The 26,046-nt window shown below is 66.5% G+C and carries 21 protein-coding genes and 1 pseudogene; 10 read left to right on the forward strand and 12 right to left on the reverse strand.

Annotation, left to right across the window (positions count from 1 at the left end; genetic code table 11):
- Window positions 1-80: 80 nt before the first annotated feature.
- The gene (locus tag J2T21_RS00690; protein WP_307577447.1) at window positions 81-1,607 is read right to left on the reverse strand and encodes a sodium:solute symporter; all 1,527 of its coding nucleotides are present in this window, start codon (window positions 1,605-1,607) and stop codon (window positions 81-83) included.
- A 162-nt stretch (window positions 1,608-1,769) separates the two neighbouring features.
- Here J2T21_RS00690 and J2T21_RS00695 point away from each other — a divergent pair, with 162 nt between their 5' ends.
- A complete protein-coding gene (locus J2T21_RS00695; RefSeq protein ID WP_307577449.1) occupies window positions 1,770-2,345 on the forward strand; it encodes a cupin domain-containing protein in 576 nt (191 codons plus the stop codon).
- 616 nt (window positions 2,346-2,961) lie between these two features.
- Here the strand turns inward: J2T21_RS00695 and J2T21_RS00700 are convergent.
- Window positions 2,962-4,773 carry an amino acid permease gene (locus tag J2T21_RS00700; protein WP_307578307.1) on the reverse strand — a complete coding sequence of 604 codons (1,812 nt, stop codon included), beginning with the start codon at window positions 4,771-4,773 and terminating at the stop codon, window positions 2,962-2,964.
- A gap of 427 nt (window positions 4,774-5,200) precedes the next feature.
- Between J2T21_RS00700 and J2T21_RS00705 the strand changes: the two genes are divergently transcribed.
- From J2T21_RS00705 to J2T21_RS00725, 5 genes are all read left to right on the forward strand, one after another.
- The gene (locus tag J2T21_RS00705; protein ID WP_307577451.1) at window positions 5,201-5,545 is read left to right on the forward strand and encodes a hypothetical protein; all 345 of its coding nucleotides are present in this window, start codon (window positions 5,201-5,203) and stop codon (window positions 5,543-5,545) included.
- A gap of 58 nt (window positions 5,546-5,603) precedes the next feature.
- The gene (locus J2T21_RS00710; protein ID WP_307577453.1) at window positions 5,604-6,068 is read left to right on the forward strand and encodes a hypothetical protein; all 465 of its coding nucleotides are present in this window, start codon (window positions 5,604-5,606) and stop codon (window positions 6,066-6,068) included.
- Window positions 6,052-6,357 (forward strand): transcriptional regulator, encoded by a 306-nt coding sequence (locus J2T21_RS00715; RefSeq protein ID WP_307577456.1) that lies wholly within the window; start codon window positions 6,052-6,054, stop codon window positions 6,355-6,357. Before J2T21_RS00710 ends, J2T21_RS00715 begins: the two co-directional genes overlap by 17 nt.
- A gap of 132 nt (window positions 6,358-6,489) precedes the next feature.
- A complete protein-coding gene (speB, locus tag J2T21_RS00720) occupies window positions 6,490-7,482 on the forward strand; it encodes an agmatinase (RefSeq protein WP_307577458.1) in 993 nt (330 codons plus the stop codon).
- On the forward strand, window positions 7,479-9,137 hold the full coding sequence (locus tag J2T21_RS00725; RefSeq protein WP_307577460.1) for a thiamine pyrophosphate-binding protein: 1,659 nt from the start codon (window positions 7,479-7,481) through the stop codon (window positions 9,135-9,137). The genes speB and J2T21_RS00725 overlap by 4 nt, the downstream gene beginning before the upstream one ends.
- Window positions 9,138-9,211: 74 nt before the next feature.
- Here J2T21_RS00725 and J2T21_RS00730 read toward each other — a convergent pair whose 3' ends face one another.
- Entirely contained in the window at window positions 9,212-9,973 is a 762-nt protein-coding gene (locus J2T21_RS00730; protein ID WP_307577462.1) for a MerR family transcriptional regulator, read from the reverse strand.
- Between the two features lie 109 nt (window positions 9,974-10,082).
- Window positions 10,083-12,167, reverse strand: a complete 2,085-nt coding sequence (locus J2T21_RS00735) for a heavy metal translocating P-type ATPase (protein ID WP_373457865.1) — start codon at window positions 12,165-12,167, stop codon at window positions 10,083-10,085.
- A 175-nt stretch (window positions 12,168-12,342) separates the two neighbouring features.
- On the opposite strand from J2T21_RS00735, the pseudogene J2T21_RS00740 reads away from it, so the two are divergent.
- Window positions 12,343-12,699: pseudogene (locus J2T21_RS00740) on the forward strand (histidine phosphatase family protein); the annotation flags it as partial.
- A 391-nt stretch (window positions 12,700-13,090) separates the two neighbouring features.
- On the opposite strand, the gene purU reads toward J2T21_RS00740, so the two are convergent.
- From purU to glyA, 7 genes are read right to left on the reverse strand one after another with little or no spacing between them, the layout of a single operon-like run.
- Window positions 13,091-13,957 (reverse strand): formyltetrahydrofolate deformylase, encoded by an 867-nt coding sequence (purU, locus tag J2T21_RS00745; protein WP_307577464.1) that lies wholly within the window; start codon window positions 13,955-13,957, stop codon window positions 13,091-13,093.
- 1 nt (window position 13,958) lies between these two features.
- Window positions 13,959-15,350, reverse strand: a complete 1,392-nt coding sequence (locus J2T21_RS00750) for an L-serine ammonia-lyase (RefSeq protein ID WP_307577466.1) — start codon at window positions 15,348-15,350, stop codon at window positions 13,959-13,961.
- Window positions 15,350-15,967: a sarcosine oxidase subunit gamma gene (locus J2T21_RS00755; RefSeq protein ID WP_307577469.1), complete on the reverse strand. Its 618-nt coding sequence runs from the start codon at window positions 15,965-15,967 to the stop codon at window positions 15,350-15,352. The genes J2T21_RS00750 and J2T21_RS00755 overlap by 1 nt, the downstream gene beginning before the upstream one ends.
- Complete coding sequence (locus J2T21_RS00760) at window positions 15,960-18,872, reverse strand: sarcosine oxidase subunit alpha family protein (protein ID WP_373457866.1); 2,913 nt, start codon at window positions 18,870-18,872, stop codon at window positions 15,960-15,962. Before J2T21_RS00760 ends, J2T21_RS00755 begins: the two co-directional genes overlap by 8 nt.
- Window positions 18,869-19,177 carry a sarcosine oxidase subunit delta gene (locus J2T21_RS00765; protein WP_307577472.1) on the reverse strand — a complete coding sequence of 103 codons (309 nt, stop codon included), beginning with the start codon at window positions 19,175-19,177 and terminating at the stop codon, window positions 18,869-18,871. Before J2T21_RS00765 ends, J2T21_RS00760 begins: the two co-directional genes overlap by 4 nt.
- An 18-nt stretch (window positions 19,178-19,195) precedes the next feature.
- Entirely contained in the window at window positions 19,196-20,413 is a 1,218-nt protein-coding gene (locus J2T21_RS00770; RefSeq protein ID WP_209911027.1) for a sarcosine oxidase subunit beta family protein, read from the reverse strand.
- Window positions 20,414-20,417: 4 nt separating this feature from the next.
- A complete protein-coding gene (gene glyA, locus J2T21_RS00775; protein ID WP_307577475.1) occupies window positions 20,418-21,740 on the reverse strand; it encodes a serine hydroxymethyltransferase in 1,323 nt (440 codons plus the stop codon).
- A gap of 157 nt (window positions 21,741-21,897) precedes the next feature.
- On the opposite strand from glyA, the gene J2T21_RS00780 reads away from it, so the two are divergent.
- From J2T21_RS00780 to J2T21_RS00790, 3 genes are all read left to right on the forward strand, one after another.
- Window positions 21,898-22,569 carry a GntR family transcriptional regulator gene (locus J2T21_RS00780; RefSeq protein ID WP_307577477.1) on the forward strand — a complete coding sequence of 224 codons (672 nt, stop codon included), beginning with the start codon at window positions 21,898-21,900 and terminating at the stop codon, window positions 22,567-22,569.
- A 109-nt stretch (window positions 22,570-22,678) separates the two neighbouring features.
- Window positions 22,679-23,431 carry a hypothetical protein gene (locus tag J2T21_RS00785; protein ID WP_307577479.1) on the forward strand — a complete coding sequence of 251 codons (753 nt, stop codon included), beginning with the start codon at window positions 22,679-22,681 and terminating at the stop codon, window positions 23,429-23,431.
- Window positions 23,432-23,536: 105 nt separating this feature from the next.
- Window positions 23,537-24,166, forward strand: coding sequence for a DUF4166 domain-containing protein (locus J2T21_RS00790; RefSeq protein WP_307578312.1), 630 nt, complete (start codon window positions 23,537-23,539; stop codon window positions 24,164-24,166).
- 20 nt (window positions 24,167-24,186) lie between these two features.
- Here the strand turns inward: J2T21_RS00790 and J2T21_RS00795 are convergent, their stop codons facing one another.
- Window positions 24,187-25,698 (reverse strand): hypothetical protein, encoded by a 1,512-nt coding sequence (locus J2T21_RS00795; RefSeq protein ID WP_307577481.1) that lies wholly within the window; start codon window positions 25,696-25,698, stop codon window positions 24,187-24,189.
- Window positions 25,699-26,046 lie beyond the last annotated feature (348 nt).

Raw genomic sequence — 26,046 nt, forward strand, 5'->3', positions numbered from 1 at the left:
AATGGCGGCAGGCCAAAAGGGCGATGGCCCCCATCGACGCGGTGCGCGCCAAGGGGGGCCATCGGTGGTGCGGATGCGCCCTAGCGTCCGGCGACCTGCTCGAGGTCCGCGCCCTCGGTGTCGCCCTGGCCGGCGACCCGCGCGTTCCAGTTGGTGATGACGGACGGCTCGGTGGGCCGTGTCAGCAGCGAGACCAACACGTAGACCAGGGCCGAGGCGATAAGGCCGAAGTAGATCGGCTCGTTGGCGTAGATGCCGTCGAAGCGGTTCTCCGCCTGGATCTCCAGGGTGATCATGGTGCCCAGCGTGACGATGGTTCCGGCGGCCATGGAGGCGGCGGCGCCCAACCCGTTGCCGCGCTTCCAGACCAGCCCGCCGATGATGGCCACCAGCAGGCCGCCGACCAGGATGTCGTAGGCGATGGTCAGGGCCGCGACCACGTCGGAGACCATGATGGCCAGCACGATGGCGACCACGCCCAGCAGCAACACCCAGATGCGGTTGGCACGCACGTCGTGCTCCGGGTTCTCGTTGGTGTTCACCTGCACCTGCTTGCCGAACCAGCTGGCCACGAACGGGGTGACGTCGGTGCGGGCCACGGTGGCCGCGGCAATCAACGCACCCGAGGCGGTGGACATCATCGCGGCAACGGCCGCGGCCAGCACCAATCCGCCGATCGCGACGGGCAGCAGCTGCGTGGCGACCTCCGCGTAGACGACGTCCTTGCCCAGATTGGCGACATCGATCTCCGGCAGGGCAACGCGGGCGGCCAGGCCGATCACGGCACCTGCCGCGCCATAGAGCACGCAGTAGATGCCGGCGGTGGTGCCGCCCCAGCGGGCCACCTTCGGGGTCTTGGCGGTGAAGACGCGCTGCCAGATGTCCTGGCCGATGAGCAGGCCCAGGGTGTAGACCACGAAGTAGGTGATGATGGTCTGGACGCCGATGCCGTCCCAGGTGAAGAACTCGGCACCGACGCGTTCGCGGATGCCGGACATGCCGCCGGCGGCGTTCAGTGCGAAGGGCAGCATCAGGAAGAAGATGCCCACGGTCTTGATGACGAACTGCACCTGGTCGGCCAGGGTAATTGACCACATGCCGCCGATGGTGGAATAGATGACCACGATGACCCCGCCGATGGCGATGGCCATCCAGCGTTCCCAGCCGAAGAGGACCACGAAGATCGTCGCGTAGGCGCTGGTGGAGGTGGCGCAGAGCATCAGCGTGTAGGCGAGCATGACGATGCCCGAGGTGTTGGTTGCCGACTTGCTGCCGTAGCGCAGGGTGAGCATCTGCGAGACCGTGAAGATCTTCAGGCGCTGCAGGGTGGGCGCAAAGAGCAGCGAGAGCAGGATGACTCCGGTGCCGATCGCCACGACCAGCCACATGCCGGAGATGCCGAACTTGTAGCCAAGTCCCACGCCGCCCACGGTGGACGCGCCGCCCAAAACGACCGCGGCCATGGTCCCGGTGTAGAGGAAAGGTCCCAACCGGCGGCCGGCGACGAGGTAGTCGCTGCTGTTCTTGGTGCGCGATTTGCCCCACCAGCCGAAGATGAGCATTGCCGCCAGGTAGACGGCGACGATGGTGCCATTGATGAATTCCATGAGGGGGTGCCTTTGCTTCGGGAGCGGGGCCAACAACCATCAGGTGATGCCTGTTAGTAAACATTTGTTGTCTCATAGGCTAATGTGAGATGCCTTACACGTCAATTGCCCTAAGCTGGACAGACCAAATATTTCTTTGAGCACCCCTGGAGAGCCTTGCCCATGAAAGCCCTGCCCGTCGAACCCAGCAGTGCCGCATTGGCCATCGGTTCGCGGATCCGTGCGGCGCGGCACGCCCAACGACTGACCATCGACCAGGTCGCCGATTCCACGGGCCTGACCAAGGGCTTCCTTTCCCGGGTGGAACGCGACCTGACCAGCCCCTCGGTCGCCTCGCTGGTGACCCTGTGCCAGGTGCTCTCGATGGAGGTCGGCGAGCTGTTCACGGCGCCGGACACCCACGTGGTGCGCCTCGCCGAGGCCCCGCGGATCTCCCTGGGCGGCGAAGGCATCGTCGAGCAATTGGTGACGGCCCGCTCCGAGCGGCGCCTGCAGGTCATTCGCGCGGTCATCGCCCCGCGCGGCGAGGGCGAGACGGAGCTCTACGCGGTGGATTGCGAGGTCGAGGTGCTCCACGTGCTCTCCGGGCGCTTCGTGCTGATCTTCGCCAACGAGCGCTTTGACCTCAATGCGGGGGACACCGTGACCTTCCCGGGCCGGGAACCGCACAGCTGGCTCAACCCCACGGACGAGGAAGCCGTGGTGACCTGGACGCTGGTGCCGGCCGCTTCGCGCTAGGACATGTTGCCAAGCCCCCCGTGGCCGTGGCACGCGGGGGGGCGATCGATTCCCCGGGTGTGGTCCCCGTCCGGTGTGAAGGGTGCTCCCGCGACATCGCGCGGTGGCGCATGGCGCAGGGCGGGCGCGGTCGCGATCGAGCAGACCCGGGTCATGACGGGGGAGGTCCGGGCCCGCAGCCGGCGGCGCACCAGGGCGAAAATGCCGATCCCGGCCAGGCCCTGGCGGCGTGGACGACCAGGTCGGCGGCCTTCCACCACCGCAGGGGCGGTGCAAGCAGCATAAGGTGCAGGCCGGAGGGGACAAGAAGCACGAAGTCCGCGACAACCTCGACAGGTGCGCTGGCACCGAACCCGGAACCGGGGGGCGAACGGGACCAACGTGGCCTGGCGCAGCGCCCCGGCGCCGACCTGGGTGACCTCGAGCTTCCACGGCACGATCCAGGTGAGCAGGACCGGGTGGATCGCGAACAGCTCGGCCAACAGGACGCGCCCGCCGACCCGGGCGGCATTTTTCCGAAACAGGCACTGCAGACTCCACGACGAACGACAGCAACCAGGCAATCCGGGGGCGTGCCGCCAACCCGGGGACCAGTCCGCGGTTTTCGGGCCGCGCCCTAGCCCACGTGCACCCAGGGCCGCCGTGCGATCGACGGCTCCGCCTCGCGCAGCACCTCGCGGGTCAACGGCGCGATCTCGCCCTGGCCCAGGAACAGGAAGCGCAGCAGGTTTCGCACCGGGTTCCCCTCGGTCCAGCGGAAGTAGATGTGCGGCATCACGCCTGTGGCATCGCGGATTTCCAGGCAGATCGCGGCGATGGCCGTGGGGACCGAGGGGGCCTCGGCCTGCAGGATCTTGTAGCCGTGCCGGGTGATCCCGCAAACCTTGAGGTCCTGGGCGAAGTCCGAGAAGTCGGAGACCTTGATTTCGATGAAGAGCACCCGGGCCTCCTCGGGCAGGTGGCTGGCCATCCTGGCGTGGGCCAGCTTGTGCCGGTAACGGGAGGCCGAGAGGCGCACCGGTTCGTGGGCGATGATCCGCACCATGGAATCCTCGGTGGAGGTCTTGATGATCTCCAGTGCCGCGGCATCCAGGGTCACCGAGGTCGCCCGCAGCTCCGTGGAGCGGCGGAACCGGGAAACCAGCGAGACGGCGATGATCCCGGCGATGAAGAACGCCGCGATCCGGATGCCGTCCGGGCGCTCGACGACGTTGGCCGCGGTGGTGTAGACGAAGATGACCGACACGATGCCGAACCCGATGGTCCGCCACCGTTGGCCCTGGCGCTTGGCGGAAATGGTCACGGCCACCGCGGCGGAGGCCATGAGCACCAGCACGCCGGTCGCGTAGGCGGCACCCTGGGCATCGACACTGGCTTCGAAGGCGATCGTGATGACCACGGCAATGCCGATGAGCACCAGCACCAGCGGGCGGATGGCGCGGGCCCACTCGGGCGCCATGCCAAAGCGCGGCAGGTACCGGGGGATCAGGTTGAGCATGCCGGCCAGGGCCGAGGCCCCGGCGAACCACAGGATCAGGATGGTTGACAGGTCGTAGATGCTGCCGAACCCGTCGCCGAGCATCGCGTGGGCCAGGAACGAGAGGGCCCGGCCGTTGGCGTCGCCGCCGGGCTGGAACTCCGGGGCGGGAATCAGCAAGGTGGTGACCACCGAGGAGAAGACCAGGAACACGCTCATGGTCAGTGCGGCGGTGAGCAGCAGCTTCCGGGCCCCGGCAATGCGTCCGCGCGGGTTCTCTTCGGTGTCCCCGGGGGTGTGCCGGATCTGCGGCATCACGGCCACGCCGGTCTCGAAGCCCGACAGGCCCAGGGCCAGCTTGGGGAACACGAGCAGTGAGATGGCGATCATCATCCACGGGCTCGAATGGGTGGCCGTCAGGTTCAGCCACCAGTGGTCCACGGGCGCCGGGTCGGCGACGAGGGAGGCCACGGCCACCGCGATCACCACGACGTTCAGCAGCAGGTAGGTGGCCACCAGCCCCACGGCCAGCCAGATGACCTCGTGGAAGCCGCGCAGGAACAAGGCCCCGAGCAGCAGGATCAGCACAATCGTGATGATGATTTGCTGTCCGTTGAACCAGTCGGGAGTGAAGGGGTTCTCGATGATGTGTGCCGAGGCGTCGGCCGAGGACAGGGTGATGGTGATCATGAAGTCGGTCGCGGCGAAGCCCAGCAGCACCAGCACGAACAATTTGCCCTTCCAGTGCGGAAGCAGGCGTTCGAGCATCGAGATGGATCCCTGCCCGTGCGGGGACTCGTTGGCCACACGGCGGTAGACCGGCAGCGCCGCGCCCAAGGTGACTGCCACGAGCATGAGGGTGGCCAGCGGGGCCAGGGCGCCGGCGGCCAGTGCCGCGATGGCCGGCTGGTAGCCCAGGGTCGAAAAGTAGTCCAGGCCCGAGAGACACATGACCTGCCACCAGCGGTGTCCGGCCGGCTTGGCGGCAACCTCTTCGGGGTTTTCCCGACCGATGTCGGTGTCCTTGAGCCACGCCGCGATGGGCTTCGTCCGGCCCGCTCGGCGCAGGGGCTGGACGGGGTATTTGGCGCCCGTGGTTTTCTTCACGAGTGTGAACCCTACTCCTGGTTGAGCATCACGGGATATAGCTGGGGACAAGTGCTTTTAGTGACATGCCTGACATGCTCTGCTTTGACATTTAGCTGGCGAAAAGCAACCATTTTGTAGCGGGATACGCAGGGAAGTCGTTTCCTGGTTTGCGCCCGCTCGTTTAAGGACATTGCTTGTGAGTTCCCGGCCCGAAGATCCCGCTGCGGTTCCTTGGCGACCCAAGCGGCTCTGGGCACCCTGGTGGCTGGCCATGTTGTTGGGCGGGGCAATGGGCGTTACCCTGACGTTGCTGCGCGCCTCCAGGGAGTTCGTGATTCCCGGGGCCATCGCCCTGGCCCTGGTCATCGTCTTCATCACCGTGGCCACGATCATGCGCAGGCAATTCCATCCAGAGGCTCTCGAGCCGCCGATGTCCCTGTCGTATGTGTTGTGGATGGTCTTGCTGGTTTTCCTGGTCGGGCCCGTCCAGGTGATGCTCCTGCCGGCCAATCCGCAAGAGATCGCCATCAAGGCCCTTGCGTTGTCCGCGGGCATTTCCATCTGCATCTACGGGGCCGACCGCGCCCTGTTCTCGTCCTTCGCCGTGCGCAAGAGGCCGGGCAGGCCCGCCTGATCATTGACTTTCCGTTATGGAAAGGCAAGACTTTCCATAACGGAAAGCGAGGACGTGCATGTCCGACGAAAAAACTTGGCCCGCCGGCATCGATCCGCGTGAGGCGCTCGCCGAGGTCGACGGCGCCTCCGGCGCCATGGTGCACTCCACCGAGGCGCCTCGCGGGTTCATGCTGGCCCTGGTGCTGGTCATGTCCACCGTCATGGCGCTGCTCGGAGTTGCTTCGTGGCCGATCCTTCTGGGCATCGGGGCCCTCGGTGCGCCCCTGCTTGCGTGGTACCTGCTCGCAATGCGCGCACGGCCCAAGCCGCGCCCCATCCTGAGCCACTCCGGGCCCTACATGTTGTACGCGCTACTGCTCATGCTGGTCATGCAGGCCGGCCGGTTCTGGGAGCCTCGATCGTGGTGGGAGGTTGCCGCCAAGTGGATCGTCGTGTTTGCCATCTGCTGGTACGCCATGTCCCGCATGCGGGCTGCCGCCATCAGGAATCGACTCAAGGACGCCAATGAGCGACCCATCTAATCCTGCCGCGTTTGACGAACTGATCCATGCGCCGTTGCGCCTGCGCATCTGCGCTTCCCTGGCCCTGGTGCAGTGGGCGGAGTTTGCCCAGCTGCGCGATGCGCTCGGTGTTGCCGACTCGGTGCTGAGCAAGCATCTCAAGCAGCTGGTCGATGCGCGCTATGCCCATGTCGAACGCTTCACCAAGGGCGGCCGGAGCCATGCCAGGGTCGCACTGACGGTGGAGGGCCGCAGGGCCTATGTGGGGCACGTGGCTGCGCTGCGGGCCATGCTCGAGCAGGAGATGTAGCGCGGGGTTTCACGCGGGAGCCTTGACTGTAAGCCGCACCACAAATAGCATACAGGGCAACGGTTGTTTCATATTGAGCAACAAGACGTGGTCGGCGGTGGGTACCGCCGGAAACCCCTGAGGGAGAAGATCGTGGAAGAAATCCGCATTGAAGACAACGGAAACATCGGTCCCATCGATGCCTCCAAGATTCCGCGCTTCGCCGGACTGGGGACCTATGCCAGGCTCCCCCGCATCGACCAGGTGCCCTCCGCGGACATCAAGGTGGTCGGGGTGCCGTTTGACTCGGGGGTTTCCTACCGGCCCGGCGCGCGGTTCGGATCCACCCACATCCGCGAGTCCTCGCGACTGATCCGCCCGTACAACCCGGCCCTGAATGTCTCGCCGTTCGCGCTGACCCAGGTCGCCGACGCCGGGGACATGGCGGTGAACCCGTTCAACATCAACGAAGCCATCGAGACCATCCAGCAGAACGCGCTGGACCTCACCGCCGACGGCTCCACCCTGGTGACCCTGGGCGGGGACCACACCATCGCCCTGCCGCTGTTGCGCGCCGCCGCCGAACGCGCGGGAAACCCCGTGGCCATGCTGCACTTCGACGCGCACCTGGACACCTGGGACACCTACTTCGGCGCCGAATACACCCACGGCACCCCCTTCCGCCGCGCCGTGGAGGAAGGCATCCTCGACACCGAGGCCATCTCCCACGTGGGCACCCGTGGCCCGCTCTACGGCAAGAAGGACCTCGAGGACGACAAGCGCTTCGGCTTCGGCATCGTCACCAGCTCGGATGTCTACTACCAGGGCGTGCGTGAGATCGTGGACAAGCTCCGCGACCGCATCGGCAACCGCCCGCTGTACATCTCGGTGGACATCGACGTGCTGGACCCGGCCCACGCGCCGGGCACCGGAACCCCCGAGGCCGGCGGCATCACCAGCCGCGAACTGCTGGAGATCCTCCGCGGGCTGCGCGGCATGAACATCGTTGGCGCCGACATCGTCGAGGTCGCCCCGGCCTACGACCATGCCGAAATGACCGGCGTTGCGGCATCGCACGTCGCCTACGACCTGATCTCGCTGATCGCGGACAAGCGCGCCAACGACAAGAAAGCGGCCCAGGCATGAGCCCGGACGACATCGCCGAGGTGGGCACGCGCAACGGCGGGGACCTGGTCATCGAGACCCTCGAGGCGCTGGGCGCCCACACGGTCTTCGGCATCCCCGGCCAGCACGCCCTGGGCCTGTTCGACGCGCTCTCGCGCTCGAAGCTGCATTTCGTCTCCTCCCGCGTGGAGAACAACTCCGCCTTCGCCGCCGACGGCTATGCCCGGGCCACCGGCGAGGTCGGGGTGCTCTTCCTGTCCACCGGTCCCGGCGCGCTGACCTCCCTGGCCGGGCTGCAGGAGGCCTACGCCACTTCCGTGCCGATGGTCGTGGTGGCCAGCCAGATCCCGTTGGACGGGCTCGGTGCCCGCCGCAAGGGCATGCTGCACCAGCTCGACGACCAGAAGGCCTCCGCAGCCAACGTCACCAAGTCCCAGCGCACCGTGCACCACGCCTCGGGCATCCCCTCGGCGATCCAGGATGCCTGGGCCGATGCGATCACCGTGCCGCAGGGGCCGGTCTGGGTCGAGGTGCCGCAGGACGTCCTGCTGGCCCCGGTGCTGGTGCCGCCGGTCATCGACGCGCTGGCCGAGGCCTACGAGCACCCGCCGCGCGTGGAGCTCATCGAGGAGGCGGTGCGCTGGCTGGCCAAGGCGTCCCGCCCGGTGATCGTGGCCGGCGGCGGGGTGCGCCGTGCCGGGGCACAGGACGCGCTGCTGGCCGTGGCCCACACGCTGCGTGCGCCGGTGGTTTGTTCGCCCGGCGGCAACGGCGCCTTCCCCTGGAACCACCCCCTGTCCCTGCAGTCCTGGGTCGAGGACCGGCACGTCACCGAGGTCCTCGAGGACGCGGACGTGCTGATCGTGGTGGGCTCCGCCCTGGGCGAGGTCACCAGCAACTACTTCACCCTGGAACCGCGCGGGCACCTGATCCAGATCGACGCCGAGCCGCGCGTGCTCGAATCCAACCGGCCCGCACTGGGCATCCGGGCCGACGCGAAGGCCGCGCTCGAATATCTGGGCGAGGCCCTGGGCAGGCTCGAGGGCGGGACCGGGGCCGACTGGCACGGGCGGGAGCCCGAAGCGGTCGTGGCCGACACCCTGGCCAAGGTCATGGCTCGCCTGGACGCGCAGGACCTGGCCAAGGAACGCACGTTCATGGCCGACATCCGTGCCGCCGTGCCCGATAACATGCAGACCTTCTGGGACATGACCATCTCCGCCTACTGGGGCTGGAGCTGCTGGGATGCCCGGAGCGGGGAATTCCACTCCGCGCAGGGTGCCGGCGGGCTCGGCTTCGGCTTCCCCTCGGCCATCGGCGGCGCGCTGGGGCTGGGGGAACGGGTATTGGCCGTCTCCGGAGACGGCTCGGCCATGTACTCGATCGCCGAACTGGCCACCGCCAGGCAGCACAACGCGCCGGTCACCTGGCTGATCGTCGACGACGGCGGCTACGGGATCCTGCGCGAGTACATGGAGGGCGCCTTCGGGAAGGCCACGGCCACCGAGCTGGCCCGTCCGGACTTCGTGGCGCTGGCGCAGTCCTTCGGGATCCCGGCCCGCCTGGTGGAGCCGGAAAACGTGCGCGAGGCACTCGAGGAGTCCTTCGCCGCCGACGGTCCCAACGTGGTGGTCGTGCAGACGCTGCTGAAGATGTTCGCACCCACGCACCTGTAGCAGGCGGCCCGCCTCCCGGCTGTGGCGCGGGCCCCGGATCGATGGATGCATCGGTCCGGGGCCCGCTTTTTCGGCTACGGCATGGTCCCTACATAGGTCTGCAGGGCATCGCGCACGAACGATGCACCCACGGCTCCGCCGTAGTTCGCGGCGAAGCGCTCGTCGGCCACATACATCTCGGCCAGTCCCAGGACGTAGGCCCTGGTGTGTTCGGGGGAGTCCGCGGCCGGTGTACCAGGAATGCCGGTGAGCCACTGGACATGGCGCCGGGCCAGGGCCTGGGCCGTGGGGGAATCCGGGGTGGTCCCGGGATCCCGGGCTGCGGCGATCCAGTCATTGCCAAGTTCCTTCGACCGGCGCTTCCAATCGTCCTGGCCTTCCTTGCCGAGCCCGCGCCACCAGGCATCGGAGCTGGCGTAGGCCTCCTTGCCCCAGCGCTGCTCCACTTCTTCCCGGTGCACCGTGTGGTCGAATCCGTCAAACATGTCTTGTGCCATGAGCTTTTCGCTTCCTTGGAGTGAATTGATGGTGTGCTGCACCGCGGCGATCTGCCGGGCCAGGCGGTCCTGTTCGGCGCGCAACAGGGAAAGGTGCGTCGTCAGCGCCTGGGCCTCGTTGGCCTGCGCCGCGATGAGATCGGCGATCTGCGGCAGGCCCAGTCCCAGCTCGCGCAGCAGCAGGATGCGCTGCAGGCGGATGAGCGCCGATTCGTCGTAGTACCTGTAGCCGTTGTGCCCGATCCGGCTGGGCGGCAGCAGCCCAATCTCGTCGTAGTGGCGCAGCGTGCGGCTGGTGGTGCCGGCGAGCCTGGCAACCTGTTGAATCGAGCGTTCCATGGAACCAACGGTAAAGCTTGACGTTGCGTCAATGTCAAGAGCCGGTGGGGAAATGATGCCGGCGCCCACCTCAAGCGGGTGGACGCCGGCAACGTGGGCATTTTGGGCCCTACATGTTCTCGGTTTTGGTTCCGGCGCCGGGGCGCAGGTCAAGCCGGCGCAGCAGCTGCGCATTCAGCGCCACCACGACGGTGGAGATCGACATCAGCACCGCGCCGACCGACATCGGCAGGATGAAGCCGATCCCGGCCAGCACTCCGGCCGCCAGTGGGACCGAGATCAGGTTGTATCCGGCCGCCCACCAGAGGTTTTGCTTCATCTTCCGGTAGCTGGCGCTCGACAGATCCATCACCGAGATGACCGATCGCGGGTCGTCGCTGGCCAGGATGACCCCGGCCGAGGCAATGGCCACGTCGGTCCCGGCCCCGATCGCGATCCCCACATCGGCCTGGGCGAGCGCCGGGGCGTCGTTGACCCCGTCCCCGACCATGGCGACCCTTTGGCCCTCGGCCTGCAGGGCAGCGACCTTGGCGGCCTTGTTCTCGGGCCGCACCCCGGCAAAGACCCTGTCGATCCCCAGCTCGCGGGCCACCGATTCGGCCACCGCGGCCGCGTCCCCGGTGATCATCACGACCTCAACGCCCCGGGCGTGCAGGGCGGCAACGGCGGCCCGGGATTCGGGACGGATCTCGTCGGCCAGCGCGAGCGCCCCGATGACCCGGCCATCGGCGATCACGTGCAGGATGGTTGCGCCGTCATCCTTCCACGGTTCGCTGGCCTGAAGCGGATCCAGCACGTGGTTGGCCAGCATGTGCGGGCCGCCGACCCCGACCACGGTCCCGTCGACGGTGGCCTGCACGCCCTCGGCCGCGGCTGAACGGAAGCCGGTGGATGGCGAGAGCTGCAGCGAGCGGTCTGCCGCGGCCCGCACGATGGCCCTGGCCAGCGGGTGTTCGCTGTCGGACTCCGCGGCGGCCGCGAGCGCGAGGACCGCCTCCTCGCTGTGGCCGGCCACGGTCGCGATGTTCGTCAGGACGGGTTCGCCCACGGTCAGGGTGCCGGTCTTGTCGAAGAGCACCGAGGTCACCTGGCGCATGCCCTCCAGGGCCAGCCGGTCCTTGATCAGCACCCCTCCGGCGGCGGCGCGTTCGGTGGCAATGGACACCACCAGCGGGATGGCCAGCCCCAGGGCATGCGGGCAGGCAATGACCAGCACCGTGATGGTGCGCATGACCGCCGCGTCCGGATCGCCCAGCAGCGACCATGTGGCGGCGGTGATGGCGGCGGCGCCCAGCGCGAACCAGAACAGCCAGCCGGCGGCGGTGTCGGCGATGCGCTGGGCCTTCGAACTGGAGGCCTGCGCGTCGGAGACCAGCCGCTGGATGCCGGCCAGGGCGGTGTCGGAGCCGATGGCCGTGACCTTCACGCGGATGGCCGTGTCGGTGGAAACAGTGCCGGCGACCACGTGGGTGCCGGGGCCGCGGGACACGGTTCGGGACTCGCCGGTGATCATGGATTCGTCCATTTCGGCGGTGCCCTCGGTGATCATCCCGTCGGAGGGGACCCGCCCGCCGGGGCGCACGATCACCACGTCGTCCAATTCCAGGTCGGCCGGGGCCACCTGCTCGAAGGCATCGCCCACGAGCCGTTCGGCGGTGTCGGGCAGCAGTGCGGCCAGGGAATCGAGGGCGGAGGTGGTCTGGGCCAGCGAGCGCATCTCGATCCAGTGGCCCAGCAGCATGATGACCACCAGCAGTGCCAGCTCCCACCAGAAGTCCAGGCCGTGGTCCAGGAGACCCAGGCTCGCGCCCCAGGAGGAGAAGAACGCGACGGTGAGGCCCAGGGCGATCAGCAGCATCATGCCCGGCTTGCGGGCCGCCAGCTCGTCGCGTGCCCCGGCTAGGAAGGGGCGCCCGCCCCAGAGGTACATCACGGTGCCCAGGATCGGGGACACCCAGGGGATCCAGGCGTTTTCGGGCAGGGATACGCCGATGAGCATGGTGAACATGGGGTTGAAGGCCAGAACCGGGATGGCGATGGCAAGCATGATCCAGAACAGCTTCCGGAAGACCGCGACGTGGCCCCCGTGGCCCCCGTGGCCCCCGTGGTCCATCGCCGCGTCGTCGTGCTCCTGATGCGGGTGCGTCGTGGGTTCGACCGGCATCGTTCCTGGGTGGTGTTGGTGATCGCTCATGCGCCCACCATATACCCCATGGGGGTATAGGTCAACGGCTTGTCAAGGGCTGCACCCGGACGTCGTTTCCGTGCCTCCACGCGTGTTTGTGCCTTGCCCGACCCGCGGGGCATCGAGACACGAAGCCTGGACACCAATTCCCCGGACCGTCGTGGCCGCCGGGATGAAGATGGACATGCGGCTAATCCCCATTCGGCACGGCCAGAGCCCATCGAACGTCGGGCACCACCTTGATACCGGGGAACCGGGGGCGAGCCTGACCGGCCTCGGTCGTGAACAAGCCCAGGCGCTGCCTGCGGCGTTGGCTGGCGCCGGCAGCGAGGCGATCCACGCCTCCACGCTTCGTCGCACCCAACAGACGACAGCGCCGCTCGCCGCCGCGCCCGGGCTCGAGGCAAGTATTCGTGCCGGGCTTCGGGAAATTTCGGCAGGGACGTTGGAGATGGCCCAGGATGAGGCCTCCCTTGAGGCTTGCCTGTCCGTGGTCCTCGGATGGGCCAAAGGGGCCACGAACACCACGGTCCCGGGGTCCAGGGAGGACGGGACGGCGGTGCCGGGACGGTATGGCGAGGTTGTTGCCGAAGTCGTGGCCATGGGCATCGAAACCGCGGTTCCAATACCGGTGTCGTTGTTGTGGACGGGGCTCCGGGCAGCTGGCATGCAGAGAGCCGGCAGGGTCAAGCCCTGGGCGGATGCGGGCTGGAGGATGCGGCCGCGGATGGCGCCGCCGCCGAGGTTCCGGCGCGGGACTGATCCGGAATGCCGGGAACGAAACTGCATTTTGCAGGCACCACCAGGCCTGCACGGCATTCGCCGACCCCGTGAAGGTGTCGGTCTTCCAGCCCAAAAGCTTCGGGCCGGCGGGAATCCAAGAAGGATCCCGCCGGCCCGAAGCCTGGAAAGGGTTTCGTGCGCGCCTGTCGTTAGCGCAGCACCACGGTGCGGTTGCCGTAGAGGAATACCCGTCCCTCGGCGTGCCACTTCACTGCGTTGGACAGCGCCTTGCACTCGGTGTCGCGGCCCGCGGCGACCAGTTCCGCGGGGGAGTAGGTGTGGTCGACGTCCTGGACCTGCTGGGAGATGATCGGGCCCTCGTCGAGCTCGGCGTTGACGTAGTGGGCGGTCGCGCCCACGGTCTTGACCCCGCGGTCCCAGGCCTGGTGGTAGGGCTTGGCGCCCTTGAAGCTGGGCAGGAACGAGTGGTGGATGTTGATGGTCATGCCGGTGAGCTTGCGGCTGAGCTCGTCGCTGAGCACCTGCATGTAGCGGGCCAGGACCACCAGCTCGACGTCGAACTCGTCAATGAGCTCGAGCAGCCTCGCCTCGGCCGCCGGCTTGGTCTCCGGGGTGACAGGCACGTGGAAGAACGGCACGTTGTGCCATGCGGCCAGTGACTGGTGGTCGGTGTGGTTGGAGACCACCGCGACCACGTCGATGGGCAGCTCGCCCAGCCGCGCCCGGTGCAGCAGGTCGTTGAGGCAGTGGTCGAACTTGGAGACCATGATCAGCACCCGCTTCCTGGTGCCCTTGGGCGCCAGCGTCCAGGTGATGCCGTACTCCGCCGCCAGCGCCTCGAATCCGCCGCGCATGCGCTCGGTCAGGCCCTCGGCGTCCGGGCCCGCGACGTCGAGGCGCATGAAGAACTGCCCGGCCCGGCGATCCCCGAAATGCTTGAGCTCGACGATGTCGCGGCCTTGATCCAGCAGGAACCCGGTCACCGCATGGACGATGCCGGGGCGCTCGGGGCAGGCGACAGTCAGGATGTGTTCAACTTCGGACTTCGTATCCATCTCAGCACTCCGTTACATTCACGGCGAGTCCGCCTCGCGAGGTTTCCTTGTACTTGGTCTTCATGTCGGCACCGGTCTGCCGCATGGTTTCAATCGCCGCATCCAGGGACACCTTGTGCTCGCCGTTGCCCTGCAAGCATAGCCGCGCCGCATTGATGGCCTTCACGCTGGCGATCGCGTTGCGTTCGATACACGGGATCTGCACGAGCCCTCCGATCGGATCACAGGTCAACCCAAGGTTGTGTTCGATTCCGACCTCCGCGGCGTTCTCCACCTGGGCAGGGGTGCCGCCCAAGACCGCGCACAGCGCACCGGCGGCCATCGAGCAGGCCGAGCCGACCTCGCCCTGGCAGCCGACCTCCGCCCCGGAAATCGAGGCATTCTCCTTGAACAGGATCCCAATGGCCGCGGCGGTGAGCAGGAATTCCACCACCTTGTCTTCGTTGGCGCCCGGCATGAAGCGCATGAAGAAATGCAACACCGCAGGAATGATGCCCGCGGCCCCGTTGGTCGGGGCGGTGACGATGCGCCCTCCGGAAGCGTTCTCCTCGTTGACCGCCAACGCATAGAGATTCACCCATTCCATGGCCCACAACGGATCGGGGACCTGGCCTGCAGCTGCGGCCTCGGTGGCCCGCAGCTTCTCGCGCAGCGCCGGTGCCCGCCGGCGGACCTTGAGCCCGCCGGGAAGCAGGTCCTCGGTGCGGGTGCAACCGTTCTCCACGCACGCTTCCATGACGGCCCAGATCTCCAGTAGCTGCCCGCGCAATTCCGCCTCGCTGCGCCAGGTGAGTTCATTGGCCAGCATGATTTGCGCAATGGACTTGTTTTCGGTGGAGCAGTGCGCCAGGAGCTGTGCCCCGGTGGTGAAGGGGTAGGGCAGGGCCGAATCGTCGTTCACGATGCGTTCGGCCCCGAATTCGTGCTCGTCCACCACGAAACCGCCACCGACGGAGTAGTAGGTCTGCTCCTCAAGCAGCGTGCCCGCGGCATCGAACGCGGCAAAGGTCATGGCATTGGGGTGCCCGGGCAGCGCCTTGCGGCGGTGCAGGATGACGTCCTTTTCGTCGTCAAAACCAATGCGGTGTCCACCTGCAAGCTGCAGGGTGCCCGCCGCAATGGACTCGGCAACCAAGGAATCGGCCAGCGCGGTGTCCACGGTTGCCGGGTCGTGTCCCTGCAGGCCCAGGATGACGGCCTTGTCGCTGCCGTGTCCCAGTCCGGTGGCACCCAGCGAACCGAAAAGCTCCGCCCGCAGGCGGGCGACCTGGGTAAGTCGCCCGCCTGCCAGCAAATCATCAGCGAACCGCTTCGCCGCCTTCATCGGCCCCACCGTGTGAGAGGAGGAGGGGCCGATGCCGATGGAAAAAAGGTCCAGTGCACTTAGTGCCATTAGTCGACCTCTGGGGAGGCGAACTCCGTCATGGCGTCGAGCAGCCAGCGTGCCGTGTAGTCGGCGAAGGAGGCACGCGGCAGCAGCCGGAAGGTGTCTTCGGCGGTCTTCCACAGCAACACCGGTACCGGGCCGAGCACCGTGGTGATCGCGGTTCCCGCGCCGAAGCTGCGCGGGTGCAGGTCCGCCGGGCAGCCCTTTTCCAGCACGAGCCGGGCACTGGGGCCCGAGAGCTCGATGATCGTGCGGTTTGCCGAGAGGTCGAGGACCTGTCCTGCGGACTGGCCCAGCGCCGCAACCAAGTCGTCGAGCAGCTCGGTGCCTTCCGGCGCCACCACAAGGAACTCGTCCGGACCGTTCCAGAGCACCGCGGTGCCCTCCGCGTTCCCGGCGACCTCGCCCACCGAGGCGGGCAGGCCGACACCGGTTGCCGCAGCCAGGGCCGCATGGGCCTCGGATCCGGGCTCGGCGCGCAGGCCGAGCTGCGTGGTGAATGCAAGCTCGCGTGCGCTCACACCGCGTTTCCCGGCCACCGCGCCCTGCTGGAACGCGGATGCCATGTGCGCCAACGGACTGGTGCGCAATGCGGAAATATCAGTCAAAACTTGCTCAGCCATCTCGACGGCTCCCTTCGGGATCAAACAGTACGGTTTCGGAAACTACAACATCGACGAGGCTTCCATCGACAAAAGCCTGCAGCTTTTCACCGATGCGGGCCCGGCCATTCTTGAGCATGACCATCGCAAAGCTGCGGCCCAGCGCCGGCGAGTGGTAGCTGGAGGTCGCAAACCCCTCCATCGGCACCGGTTCGGTGGCCTGGGTCAGCGCGGTTCCGTAGTTGACCAGCTGGGTGCCCTCGGGCAGCCGCAGCGTCTTGTCCTCCGGAAGCACCGTGACCAGCTGCTTGCGGTCCTCGCGCTTGTTGTCCACGCGGTCGAAGGAACGCTTGCCCACAAAGTCCTTGACCTTGGAGACAACCCATTCCATCGATGCGTCCTGCGGGGTCACCGTGCCGTCGGTGTCCTGCCCGACGATGATGAAGCCCTTCTCGGCGCGCAGCACGTGCATGGTTTCGGTGCCGTAGGGGGTGATGTTGAATTCCTCCCCGGCCGCCGCGACGTCCTCCCAGACCTTGAGCCCGTACCAGGCCGGCACGTTGATCTCGTAGGCCAGTTCGCCGGAGAAGGAGATGCGGCAGACCCGCGCCTCGATGCCGGAGGCCAGCACGGTTTCCTTGAATGCCATGAACGGGAAGGACTCGTTGTCCAGGTCCAGTTCCGGGGCGAGCTTGGCCAGTACGGCGCGGGACTTGGGTCCCACCACCGCGACGGTGGAGTACTGCTCGGTGACCGAGGTGCACTTCACGTCAAGTTCCGGCCATTCGGTCTGCAGCCATTCCTCCAGCCAGTCCAGCACGCCGGCGGCGCCGCCGGTGGTGGTGGTCATGAAGAACCGGTCCTCGTCCAGGCGCAGGGTGACCCCGTCGTCAAAGATCATGCCGTCGGCCTTGCACATCAGCCCGTAGCGGGCCAGGCCGGGCTTGAGCTTCTTGAACGCATTGGTGTACATGCGGTTGAGGAACTCGCCGGCGTCCTTGCCGCGGATCTCGATCTTGCCGAGGGTGGAGGCGTCCATGAAGCCCACCGAGTCGCGCACGGCCTTGGACTCGCGGTAGACCGCGGTGTCCATGTCCTCGCCTTCCAGCGGGTAGTACCAGGGGCGCTTCCACTGTCCCACGTCCTCGAACAGCGCACCGCGCTCCACATGCCAGGGGTGGATGGAGGTCAGGCGGGCGGGGTCGAAGAGCTCCCCGCGTTCGCGCCCCGCCAGTGCCGCGAAGGCCACCGGGGTGTAGGGGGCGCGGAACGCGGTGGTGCCGATGCCCGCCACGTCGTTGATGTCCAGGGCGGAGGCAATCACGCCGATGGCGTTGACCCCGGAGGTCTTGCCCTGGTCGTTTGCGGTGGAAATGGAGGTGTAGCGCTTCACGTGCTCCACCGAGCGCATTCCCGCGCCGACCGAACGCAGCACATCGGCCACGGTCTGGTCGCGCTGGAAGTCCACGAAGTGGGTCTTGTAGTCGGCGGCATCGCCGTCAAGTGAAGGCACCAGCCACAGGGCCCGGGAAGCACCCGGGGTCTCCACCGGGGCGCTGGGCACCGAAGCGGTGCTTGAGAACCCGGCGGCTGTTGCCGCGTCGGCTCCGGCGCGGGCGCCCTCGGCCAGCGCGGAGGCAAGCTCCAGGCGGCCGTTCATGGCGCCGGCGGTCTGCTGGTTGGCCACCGGGTGCGCCGGGACGAACGCGGAGAGAGCCTCGTTCCAGCCCAGGCGGCGTTCGCGCTGGGAGTGCAGGTGCACCACCGGGTTCCAGCCGCCGGAAACGGCCAGTACATCGGCGTCGATGGTTTCGACGCTGCTGTTCAGGGCGCCGTGGGCGTCGATGCCGCTGACGGTCACCGAGGCCAGGGCGCCGTCGGCGCCTGCCGCGGTGTTGGCTACCACCGAGCCGGTCAGGACCCGGACGCCGCGCGCGGAGAGTTCCGTCGCGCGAATCGAGGGCTCCTCGCGGGCGTCGACAACCGCGGCGACGCTGGTGCCACGGGCCAACAGGTCTTCAACCAGGGCGTAGGCGGAATCGTTGGTGGTGGCCACGACGATCTGCTGGCCGACCTGGACGCCGTAGCGGTTCAGGTACGAGCGGGCGGCGGCGGCCAGCATGATGCCGGGGCGGTCGTTGTTCTCGAAGACCAGCGGGCGCTCGTGCGCGCCGGTGGCCAGCACGACCTGGGAGGCACGGATGTGCCAGATGCGCTCGCGGGACACCCCGGCACCCAGCTCGCCGCCCAGGTGGTCGGTGCGGCGCTGGACTGCCAGGATGTAGTTGGCGTCGTAGCTGCCGAATGCGGTGGTGCGTGCCAGGTAGGTGAATTCCTCGACCGCGTCCAGGGCCGAGCGGGTCTCGGCGATCCACTGCGCGGCCGGCTGGCCGTCGATGGTTTCCGTCGAGGCCGAAAGCAGCGAACCGCCGGCTTCGGGCTGTTCGTCGATGAGGATCACGCGGGCACCTGACTTGGCTGCCTCGCGGGCAGCTGCCAGCCCGGCGGGCCCGGCTCCGACGACCAGGACGTCGGTGTGCACGTGCTTGCGGTCGTAGATGGCCTCGTCGGCACGCGGGTCCAGCTGGCCCAGGCCCGAAAGCAGGGTCACTTCCATGCCTTCGGTCAACTCCACGGTGGTGGCCGGGAGCATGGATTCGTTCACGTGCCCTGCGTAGCGGGCACCGATCTTGACCAGCGCGTTGGATTCCTCGACGCCGGAGGACATGATGCCGCGTGGGCGGTCCAGGTAGAGCGAGGGACCGCAGGCCTTGAGCCCGGCTCCCAGCATGGCGGAGGCCACGGTGTCCCCGGCGAAACCGGAAAGTTCCTTGCCGTCAACGGTGAAGGTGATTTCCCGCCCGCGGTCGATGCGGGCGGATGCCGATGCTTCTGCGCCGAGTCGGTGCGAAGAAGTGGTGCTCACTTGGTTCCTCCCTGTGCTGGTGCGTTGGTGGTGGCGATGGGTTGTGGTTCGCCTGGCTTGTAGACGGCCTTGAATTCATAGGTGACGGTGTCGCGCACGGCGTTGAACCAGCGGCGGCAGCCGGCGGAGTGGACCCAGCGTTCGGCGAAGAGCCCCTTGGGATTCTTGCGGTAGAACAGGAACTTGGCCCATTCGTTGTCGGTTAGTGCATTCGGGTCTGCCGGGTAGGCCACGTGGGCTTCTCCGCCGTAGCCGTATTCGGTCTCGTTTCGGGGCCCACACCAGGGGCATTCGATGAGCATCATGGTTGTGTGGATCCCTTTCTAGTGGGCCACGGCTGCGGCGCCGTGTTCGTCGATGAGGTGGCCGGTCTCGAAGCGCTCAATGCTGAATCCTGCATTGAGTTCGTGCGGCTCGTCGTTGGCAATGGTGTGGGCGAAGGTGAAACCGGCGCCCGGTGTGCCCTTGAACCCGCCGGTGCCCCAGCCGCAGTTCACGTACAGCTGGTCGATCGGGGTCTTGGAGACGATCGGCGAGGCGTCCATGGTGGTGTCCACGATGCCGCCCCAGGTGCGCAGCACGTGGGCCCGTCCGAAGATCGGGAAGAGCTCCACGGCAGCTGCCATCTGCTCCTCGATCACGTGGAAGGCGCCGCGCTGGCCGTAGCCGTTGTAGGTGTCGATGCCCGCGCCCATGACCAGTTCACCCTTGTGTGCCTGGGAGACGTAGACGTGGACGTGGTTGGACATCACGACGGTCGGGTGGACCGGCTCGTGCAGTTCGGAGACCAGTGCCTGCAGCGGGTGCGACTGGATCGGGAGATCGAAGCCGGCCTGTTCGGCCAGCACCGAGGAGTGCCCGGCACCGCACAGGGCGACCTTGCCGGCGTTGATGGTCCCGCGGTTGGTCTTGACACCGGTGACCCGGTTGCCGTCCTTGATGAAGCCGGTGACTTCGCAGTTCTGGATGATGTCGACACCCATTTCGTCGCACTTGCGGGCGAAGGCCCAGGCGACGTGGTCGTGCTTGGCGATGCCGGCGCGCGGCTGGTAGGTCGCACCCATGACCGGGTAGCGGATGTCGTCCCCGATGTTGATGATCGGGCACAGTTCCTTGACCTGCTCGGGGGTGATCCATTCGGCGTCGACGCCGTTGAGCTGGTTGGCCCCGACGCGGCGCATGGATTCGCGGACGTCGCCCAGGGTGTGGGCGAGGTTCATGACCCCGCGCTGGGAGAAGAGGAAATCGTATTCCAGTTCCTCGGGGAGCTGCTCCCAGAGCTTCAGGGACTTCTCGTACATGCCAGCGGATTCGTCCCAGAGATAGTTGGAACGAATGATGGTGGTGTTGCGGGCCATGTTGCCGCCGGCAAGCCAGCCGCGCTCCAGGACCGCGATGTTGGTCATGCCGTGGTTCTTGGCAAGGTAGTAGGCGGTGGCCAGGCCGTGCCCCCCGCCGCCGACGATGACGGCGTCGTAGGAGGGCTTGGGGTCCGGGTTGTGCCAGAGGAACTCCGGGTGCTCGGGGAGGATGTCAGCCATGTTCTTATGCTCCAATCGGGGCGAGATTTGGGTACAGCGGGTGGGCGTTGGCCAGGGCGGTGACGCGGTCCTTCAGGGCCGCGAGGGTGTCCTGGTTGTTTTCCGTGGTGCCGGCGATGAGGGTCTCGGCGATGATGTCCGCGACCTCCACGAATGCGGCCTCGGAGAAGCCGCGGGTGGCCAGTGCCGGGGTGCCGATGCGCAGCCCGGAGGTGACCATCGGCGGGCGCGGGTCGAACGGGACCGCGTTGCGGTTCACGGTGATCTCCACCTTCGCCAGCAGGTCCTCGCCCTGCTGCCCGTCCAGCTCCGAGTTGCGCAGGTCCACCAGGACCAGGTGCACGTCGGTGCCGCCGGTCAGCACGCTGATGCCCGCCGCCGCGACGTCCGCCGCGGTCAGGCGCTCGGCCAGGATCTTGGCCCCGGCGATGGTGCGTGCCTGGCGTTCGGCGAACTCGGGCGTGGCTGCGATCTTGAACGCGACGGCCTTGCCGGCGATCACGTGCTCCAGCGGGCCGCCCTGCTGTCCGGGGAACACCGCGGAGTTGACCTTCTTGGCGATCTCCGCGTCGTTGGTCAGGATGATCCCGCCGCGCGGGCCGGCCAGGGTCTTGTGCGTGGTGGAGGAGACCACGTGGGCGTGCGGTACCGGGTTCGGGTGCAGCCCGGCGGCGACCAGCCCGGCGAAGTGCGCCATGTCCACGAACAGGTACGCACCGACCTTGTCGGCGATCGCCCGGAAACGCTCGAAGTCCAGCTGCCGCGGGTAGGCGGACCAGCCGGCCACGATCATCTTGGGCCGGTGTTCGATGGCCAGGGCCTCGACCTTGTCCATGTCGATGACCAGGCTGTCCTCCTCGACCCCGTAGGGGACGATGTTGTACAGCCGGCCGGAGAAGTTGATCTTCATCCCGTGGGTCAGGTGCCCGCCGTGGGCCAGGTTCAACCCCATGATGGTGTCGCCCGGGCGGATCAGTGCGTGCATCACCGAGGCGTTGGCCTGCGCGCCGGAGTGCGGCTGCACGTTGGCGAACTGTGCGCCGAACAGCGCCTTGACCCGCTCCAGGGCGAGGGTCTCGACGACGTCGACCTCCTCGCAGCCGCCGTAGTAGCGCTTGCCCGGGTAGCCTTCGGCGTACTTGTTGGTCAGCACCGAGCCCTGGGCCTGCATCACGGCCAGGGCCGTGTGGTTCTCCGAGGCGATCATTTCCAGGCCGCGCTGCTGGCGGGCCAGCTCCGCGTCGATGCGCTGCGCAATCTCCGGATCCAGGGTGGCAATGCTTTCAGTCAACGTCGACTCGACAAGCGTGGTGTTCGTGGCCGTCATCCAGTATTCACTCCTTGAAGTACAAGTTGTTGCTGATTGATATATCAGAACTAAACACAATGTTATGATGAGGATCACACGGTGTCAACAGCCGCCTGAAATGAGTCGCCATGCCGGTCACACTAAGGTTGATCGGCGACAACAAGGAGAAAATCACATGAGCGCAGTCTCCGTAGGCCCGGGGTTGCTGGCCGAGCCCATTTCGCTGGCCGAACAGTCCTACCGGGATATCCGGGACCGGTTGATCATGCTGGATATCCACCCGGGGGAACCCATCAACGACGGGCAGCTCGCGTTGGAGCTGGGTGTCGGGCGCACCCCGGTGCGCGAGGCGCTCAAGCGCCTGGAAATAGACCACCTGGTCATCTCCTATCCGCGGCGCGGAACCTTTGCCACGATCGTGGATATCACCGAGCTGGCCGACGTCTCTGAACTCCGCCGTTCGCTCGAACCGCTGGCCGCCCGCAAGGCCGCGCTTAGCGCCTCGGACGCTGATCGCAACGCACTGCGTGACCTGGCCCGTGATATCGAACGGCTGGAAGACAAGAAGGTCGACAAGCGCGGGTTGATGCAATATGACCTCAGCGTTCACCGGTTGATCTATCGCGCGGCGGGAAACCCCCACCTTGAGGAAACGCTGATCCGCCTGGACAATCTGGCCACCCGCATCTGGTGCCTGGTGCTGGACAAGGTCCCGACCGTCTCCGGACACATCGAGGAGCATGTGGACCTGCTCGATGCCATCGTGGCGGGGGACTCGGAAGCAGCCGAAGCCATGGCGCTGGCGCACATCACCAGCTTCGAGCAGACGATCCGGGCCGTCCTCTAGGAATTGCGGACGGGGGAGGCCGGCGAGATCCAGGGCATGCCGAAGCCCCCGCTCGGCATGCCTTCGAGCTGTTTCAGGGAGCGGGGCCAAGCGACCATATGATGGTTTGATGCGGGAAGAACCGGGCGGGGCCAACGCTTTGAAGCGCACCCCGATTTACGTGGAGATTCCCATTCGGGCTCCCCTGGAACGGGTGTGGCACCTGAGCCAGGACACCGAGATGCACCCGCAGTGGGATTTACGGTTCTCGCGCATCGTCCCCCTGCGCCAAGATGCGGACGGGGTGCTCGACTTCCGCTACGAGTTCCATCTTCCCCTTCACATCATCCGCGGGACGGAGGCGTCCCTGGGACATCGGCGCCGGGCCGATGGGCAGGCAACCTCCGTGCTTAGGTTCGACACGTCCGATCCGCTCTCGCCCATCGGCCAGGGAGCAGGATATTGGAGGTACATCCCCACCGAGGACGGCGTGCGGTTTATTACCGGCTACAACTACGAGCCGGGAATGGGGTTGTTGGGAAGGGCCTTGGATTCCAGCGTGATCCGCCCGGCGCTGGGGTGGGCGACCGCCCTGGGTTTTGACCGTCTGCGTCTCTGGGTCGAATCGGACGTGGATCCCCGCACGGCCCGCAACCGGTGGTTCTTGGATGCGTGTGTGAGAACGGGGAGTCTGCTGGCTGCCGGGATCCTGCTGCGCCGCGCCCGATCAACCCAAGCACGACCGCTGCCGTGGTCGGCGTGGCCGCGGTTTTGTCGTCATTCACGATTCCGTCCCATTGGACGGTGCCAAGGGCGCGTCGGTGCCTGCGTCGGGCGCCCGATGCCCGAGCGGCACGTGCGCCCTCAATCCTTGCCGGGCTGAAGACGAGCGGCGAACGCGGAACCGGTGGCCTACCCATGGAAGGGGGCAAAAATGGCCTCGATCTTTGAGCTTGCCCTTGGGCAGGATTTTGGGCGGTTGCACCCCATGCTCCGGAAGCGTTTTGGTGTGGACACGTCGGCAGGGTACGCCTGCATTGGGCAGGGCGTCTTTTCCGAAGTTCGGCGCGGCGCCTGGTGGACCAGGCCGTTCCTGCGCCTGGGTTCGTATCGAAACATCTTGTTTCCCGGGCAGGGACGGCACATCCCCTTCACCATAGAGAACTACCCGTACACCGACGGACTCGGTCGCCCAACCGTCACCTTCGTGCGCACCCTGGAACTCCCGCGCGCCAGGAAGCACCGTTTCGATGCGACCATGGTGCACAGTGCGCAACGCGGTGGGATCGTCGATTACCTGGGAACGCGCCAGCACCTGGCCACCGATCTCCAGCTGGAGGTCCTGGACGATGGAACGCTCCACCTCCGAACGGGTGCCCTCCGCTTCTATGAAGGTCCGCTGGCGTTCACGGTTCCCGCAATCTTCACCGGAACCGCGGATCTGTATGAAGGCTATGACGACGAGCGCGGGGTGTTCACGGTGCGGATGCAGGTGGCAAACCCTGTATTTGGATTCCTCTTCGGGTACCGGGGCGAGTTCTCCTGCACCTTTCCGCCAATTTCTGACGTCGGTGTCCCGGCAGACCTCAAGCCGCTCAGGGAAGAGATCCGGGAATAGCGGCCAACTTCCGCTGGTTGTTACTTTTCCGAAATGCGTTCGTGGAGTTCCTTGACGATGGCCTCATGCAGGGTCTTGAGCTGGTCGTTGCTTAAGCCGGATGGGTCGACAACCCCATTCTCGAGCTCTCCCTCGGGCAAGTTTCCGGGGGAGGGTGCCGCGTCTGTGGAGCAGCGTAGTTTGTTGCCGGTCGCGGTGAGCAAGCACGAGGAATCGTCGGCGTTCAGTTGAACGCGGTAGTTCACGTTCTGCTTCTGCCCGATGCTGGCGTGCCAGATCCCTTCGCCACCCGGCACGATCTCCATGACGGCCATGCCGGTGGCCCAGTCGCTCAGCGAGGAATAGTCGGCCTTGATCTTGTCGGCAGTGGCTGCATTCGACTGGCGCGGGCTGCGCAGGGCGTACAACTTTGCCGAGGCGCTCGTTCCGGCCGTCACCTGCGAGCTGTCGAGCACAGCCACGTGGTCGATGGTGCGTGAGGACGCACGCGAGGTGAACGGCGAGAAGAACCCGAACTTCTCGTCACCATGGTTCAAGCTGAAGTTCGAATGGCTTCCAAGGTTCGTGTCGTCTTCGTCCTTGGGCTCATCGGTGATGCCGGTTGACTTCAGGATATTGGTGCTCCACCAGCCACCGTTCAGCGTGGCCAGCGACGCATTGATGCGGCGCGACTGGGAAATGGAAACGGCCGGGCCGGGTAGCTGGCCGGAAGCGACCTCGGGTCGGTACTCCAGTTCGTCGGTGCTTCCGTCATAGATGACGACGCCGGCAGGAACGTCGTGCGGGGCCAACCAGTTTTCGAGCTTCGTCACCGGGACAACGATTTTCGGGATGCCGTTGTCACAGTAGCCCCAGGTATCCACGTCCTTGGCGATCAAGCCGGTGTCGATGCGGGCAATGGCCCTCGTCAGGCTATTGCCGAAGATTCCGTTCATCCGCCTATTGGCGTGCGGGGCGAAATCGCAGCGCTCGCCGGTTGCCTGGCCGGTCAACGCGAGTTTCTGCACGATCATGGTCTCGTAGCCCGGGCCCAGCCAACCGCGACGCTCCACCAGGGTCGAGTACACATTCTTTCCGGCCAGATAAGTGGTTCCGGTGATATCTCCCACGGTGCCCGAGCTGTTGGATGAGGCCTGCCGCTCGGCAACCAGATAGGGCGCGCGCAGTCCGGTTTCCGGAAGAAGTTCTTCCTCGGCGGAAACCACCGCAACGGTGTCGCGCAGGTGCACATTGGCATTCCAGCTGGCAGCCAAAGCCAACGGCACCGCCACGACAGCAGCCAGCAAGCCGAGGCGTGTGGCTCCCCGCTTCTTGGAAAAGAACAAACCGAACAAGGCGACGAGAATTCCTGCGACCAGCAGCGTGAGGGCCAGACCGCCACCAAGGAAGATCCCCGTGAATACCCTTGCCCGCGTCAGCGGGTCGAGCAACGGACTCGCCAGAATGGCAAGAAGGACTACGCCGACGATGGCGAGGGGTTTCTTCACGAGAGAATATTCCTTTTGGCTAGGGATGATGAAGTTCCTAGTCATGCTTTCACGGCAGGCTCCCCGGAACGGGAGGTGGCACGCGCTTGTTGCCGATTCGGGGCCGGCATCGATTTCTCCTGGCTGGACCGAACTGCCACCAGTGCCGGGCCGTACTACGCACTGGGCTACCGCCGCTTCAGGTCCCGCATCGAACAGGGTGTTCCGTTGGGGCTGAAGCCTGATTGCTCCGATGCGGAGTTCATCCGCCAGCGTGGCAGTGCCGAGTTCCAGCCCGCTGAACAGCGGATCGACGATGGGGTTTCGCCCTCGGAAGCGTCGTCCGATGCTGCGTCCACAAAGCACAATGTCGGTTCGTAGTTGCGTCTGTGAGTCAGCGGGTCGCTCGGTGGA

The sequence above is a fragment of the Paeniglutamicibacter psychrophenolicus genome, assembly GCF_030812255.1.
In the GTDB taxonomy this organism is placed as follows: Bacteria; Actinomycetota; Actinomycetes; order Actinomycetales; family Micrococcaceae; genus Paeniglutamicibacter; species Paeniglutamicibacter psychrophenolicus_A.

Coding starts and splice junctions, on each gene's coding strand:
- J2T21_RS00735 (WP_373457865.1), bottom strand. CDS start 12,167: ATGAGCGATCACCAACACCACCCAGGAACGATGCCGGTCGAACCCACG.
- J2T21_RS00790 (WP_307578312.1), top strand. CDS start 23,537: ATGCTCCGGAAGCGTTTTGGTGTGGACACGTCGGCAGGGTACGCCTGC.
- J2T21_RS00695 (WP_307577449.1), top strand. CDS start 1,770: ATGAAAGCCCTGCCCGTCGAACCCAGCAGTGCCGCATTGGCCATCGGT.
- J2T21_RS00700 (WP_307578307.1), bottom strand. CDS start 4,773: ATGTGTCTCTCGGGCCTGGACTACTTTTCGACCCTGGGCTACCAGCCG.
- J2T21_RS00705 (WP_307577451.1), top strand. CDS start 5,201: ATGGGCGTTACCCTGACGTTGCTGCGCGCCTCCAGGGAGTTCGTGATT.
- J2T21_RS00725 (WP_307577460.1), top strand. CDS start 7,479: ATGAGCCCGGACGACATCGCCGAGGTGGGCACGCGCAACGGCGGGGAC.
- J2T21_RS00690 (WP_307577447.1), bottom strand. CDS start 1,607: ATGGAATTCATCAATGGCACCATCGTCGCCGTCTACCTGGCGGCAATG.
- J2T21_RS00750 (WP_307577466.1), bottom strand. CDS start 15,350: ATGGCACTAAGTGCACTGGACCTTTTTTCCATCGGCATCGGCCCCTCC.
- J2T21_RS00770 (WP_209911027.1), bottom strand. CDS start 20,413: ATGGCTGACATCCTCCCCGAGCACCCGGAGTTCCTCTGGCACAACCCG.
- J2T21_RS00715 (WP_307577456.1), top strand. CDS start 6,052: ATGAGCGACCCATCTAATCCTGCCGCGTTTGACGAACTGATCCATGCG.
- J2T21_RS00755 (WP_307577469.1), bottom strand. CDS start 15,967: ATGGCTGAGCAAGTTTTGACTGATATTTCCGCATTGCGCACCAGTCCG.
- J2T21_RS00710 (WP_307577453.1), top strand. CDS start 5,604: ATGTCCGACGAAAAAACTTGGCCCGCCGGCATCGATCCGCGTGAGGCG.
- J2T21_RS00730 (WP_307577462.1), bottom strand. CDS start 9,973: ATGGAACGCTCGATTCAACAGGTTGCCAGGCTCGCCGGCACCACCAGC.
- J2T21_RS00785 (WP_307577479.1), top strand. CDS start 22,679: ATGCGGGAAGAACCGGGCGGGGCCAACGCTTTGAAGCGCACCCCGATT.
- glyA (WP_307577475.1), bottom strand. CDS start 21,740: ATGACGGCCACGAACACCACGCTTGTCGAGTCGACGTTGACTGAAAGC.
- purU (WP_307577464.1), bottom strand. CDS start 13,957: ATGGATACGAAGTCCGAAGTTGAACACATCCTGACTGTCGCCTGCCCC.
- J2T21_RS00765 (WP_307577472.1), bottom strand. CDS start 19,177: ATGATGCTCATCGAATGCCCCTGGTGTGGGCCCCGAAACGAGACCGAA.
- J2T21_RS00780 (WP_307577477.1), top strand. CDS start 21,898: ATGAGCGCAGTCTCCGTAGGCCCGGGGTTGCTGGCCGAGCCCATTTCG.
- J2T21_RS00795 (WP_307577481.1), bottom strand. CDS start 25,698: ATGACTAGGAACTTCATCATCCCTAGCCAAAAGGAATATTCTCTCGTG.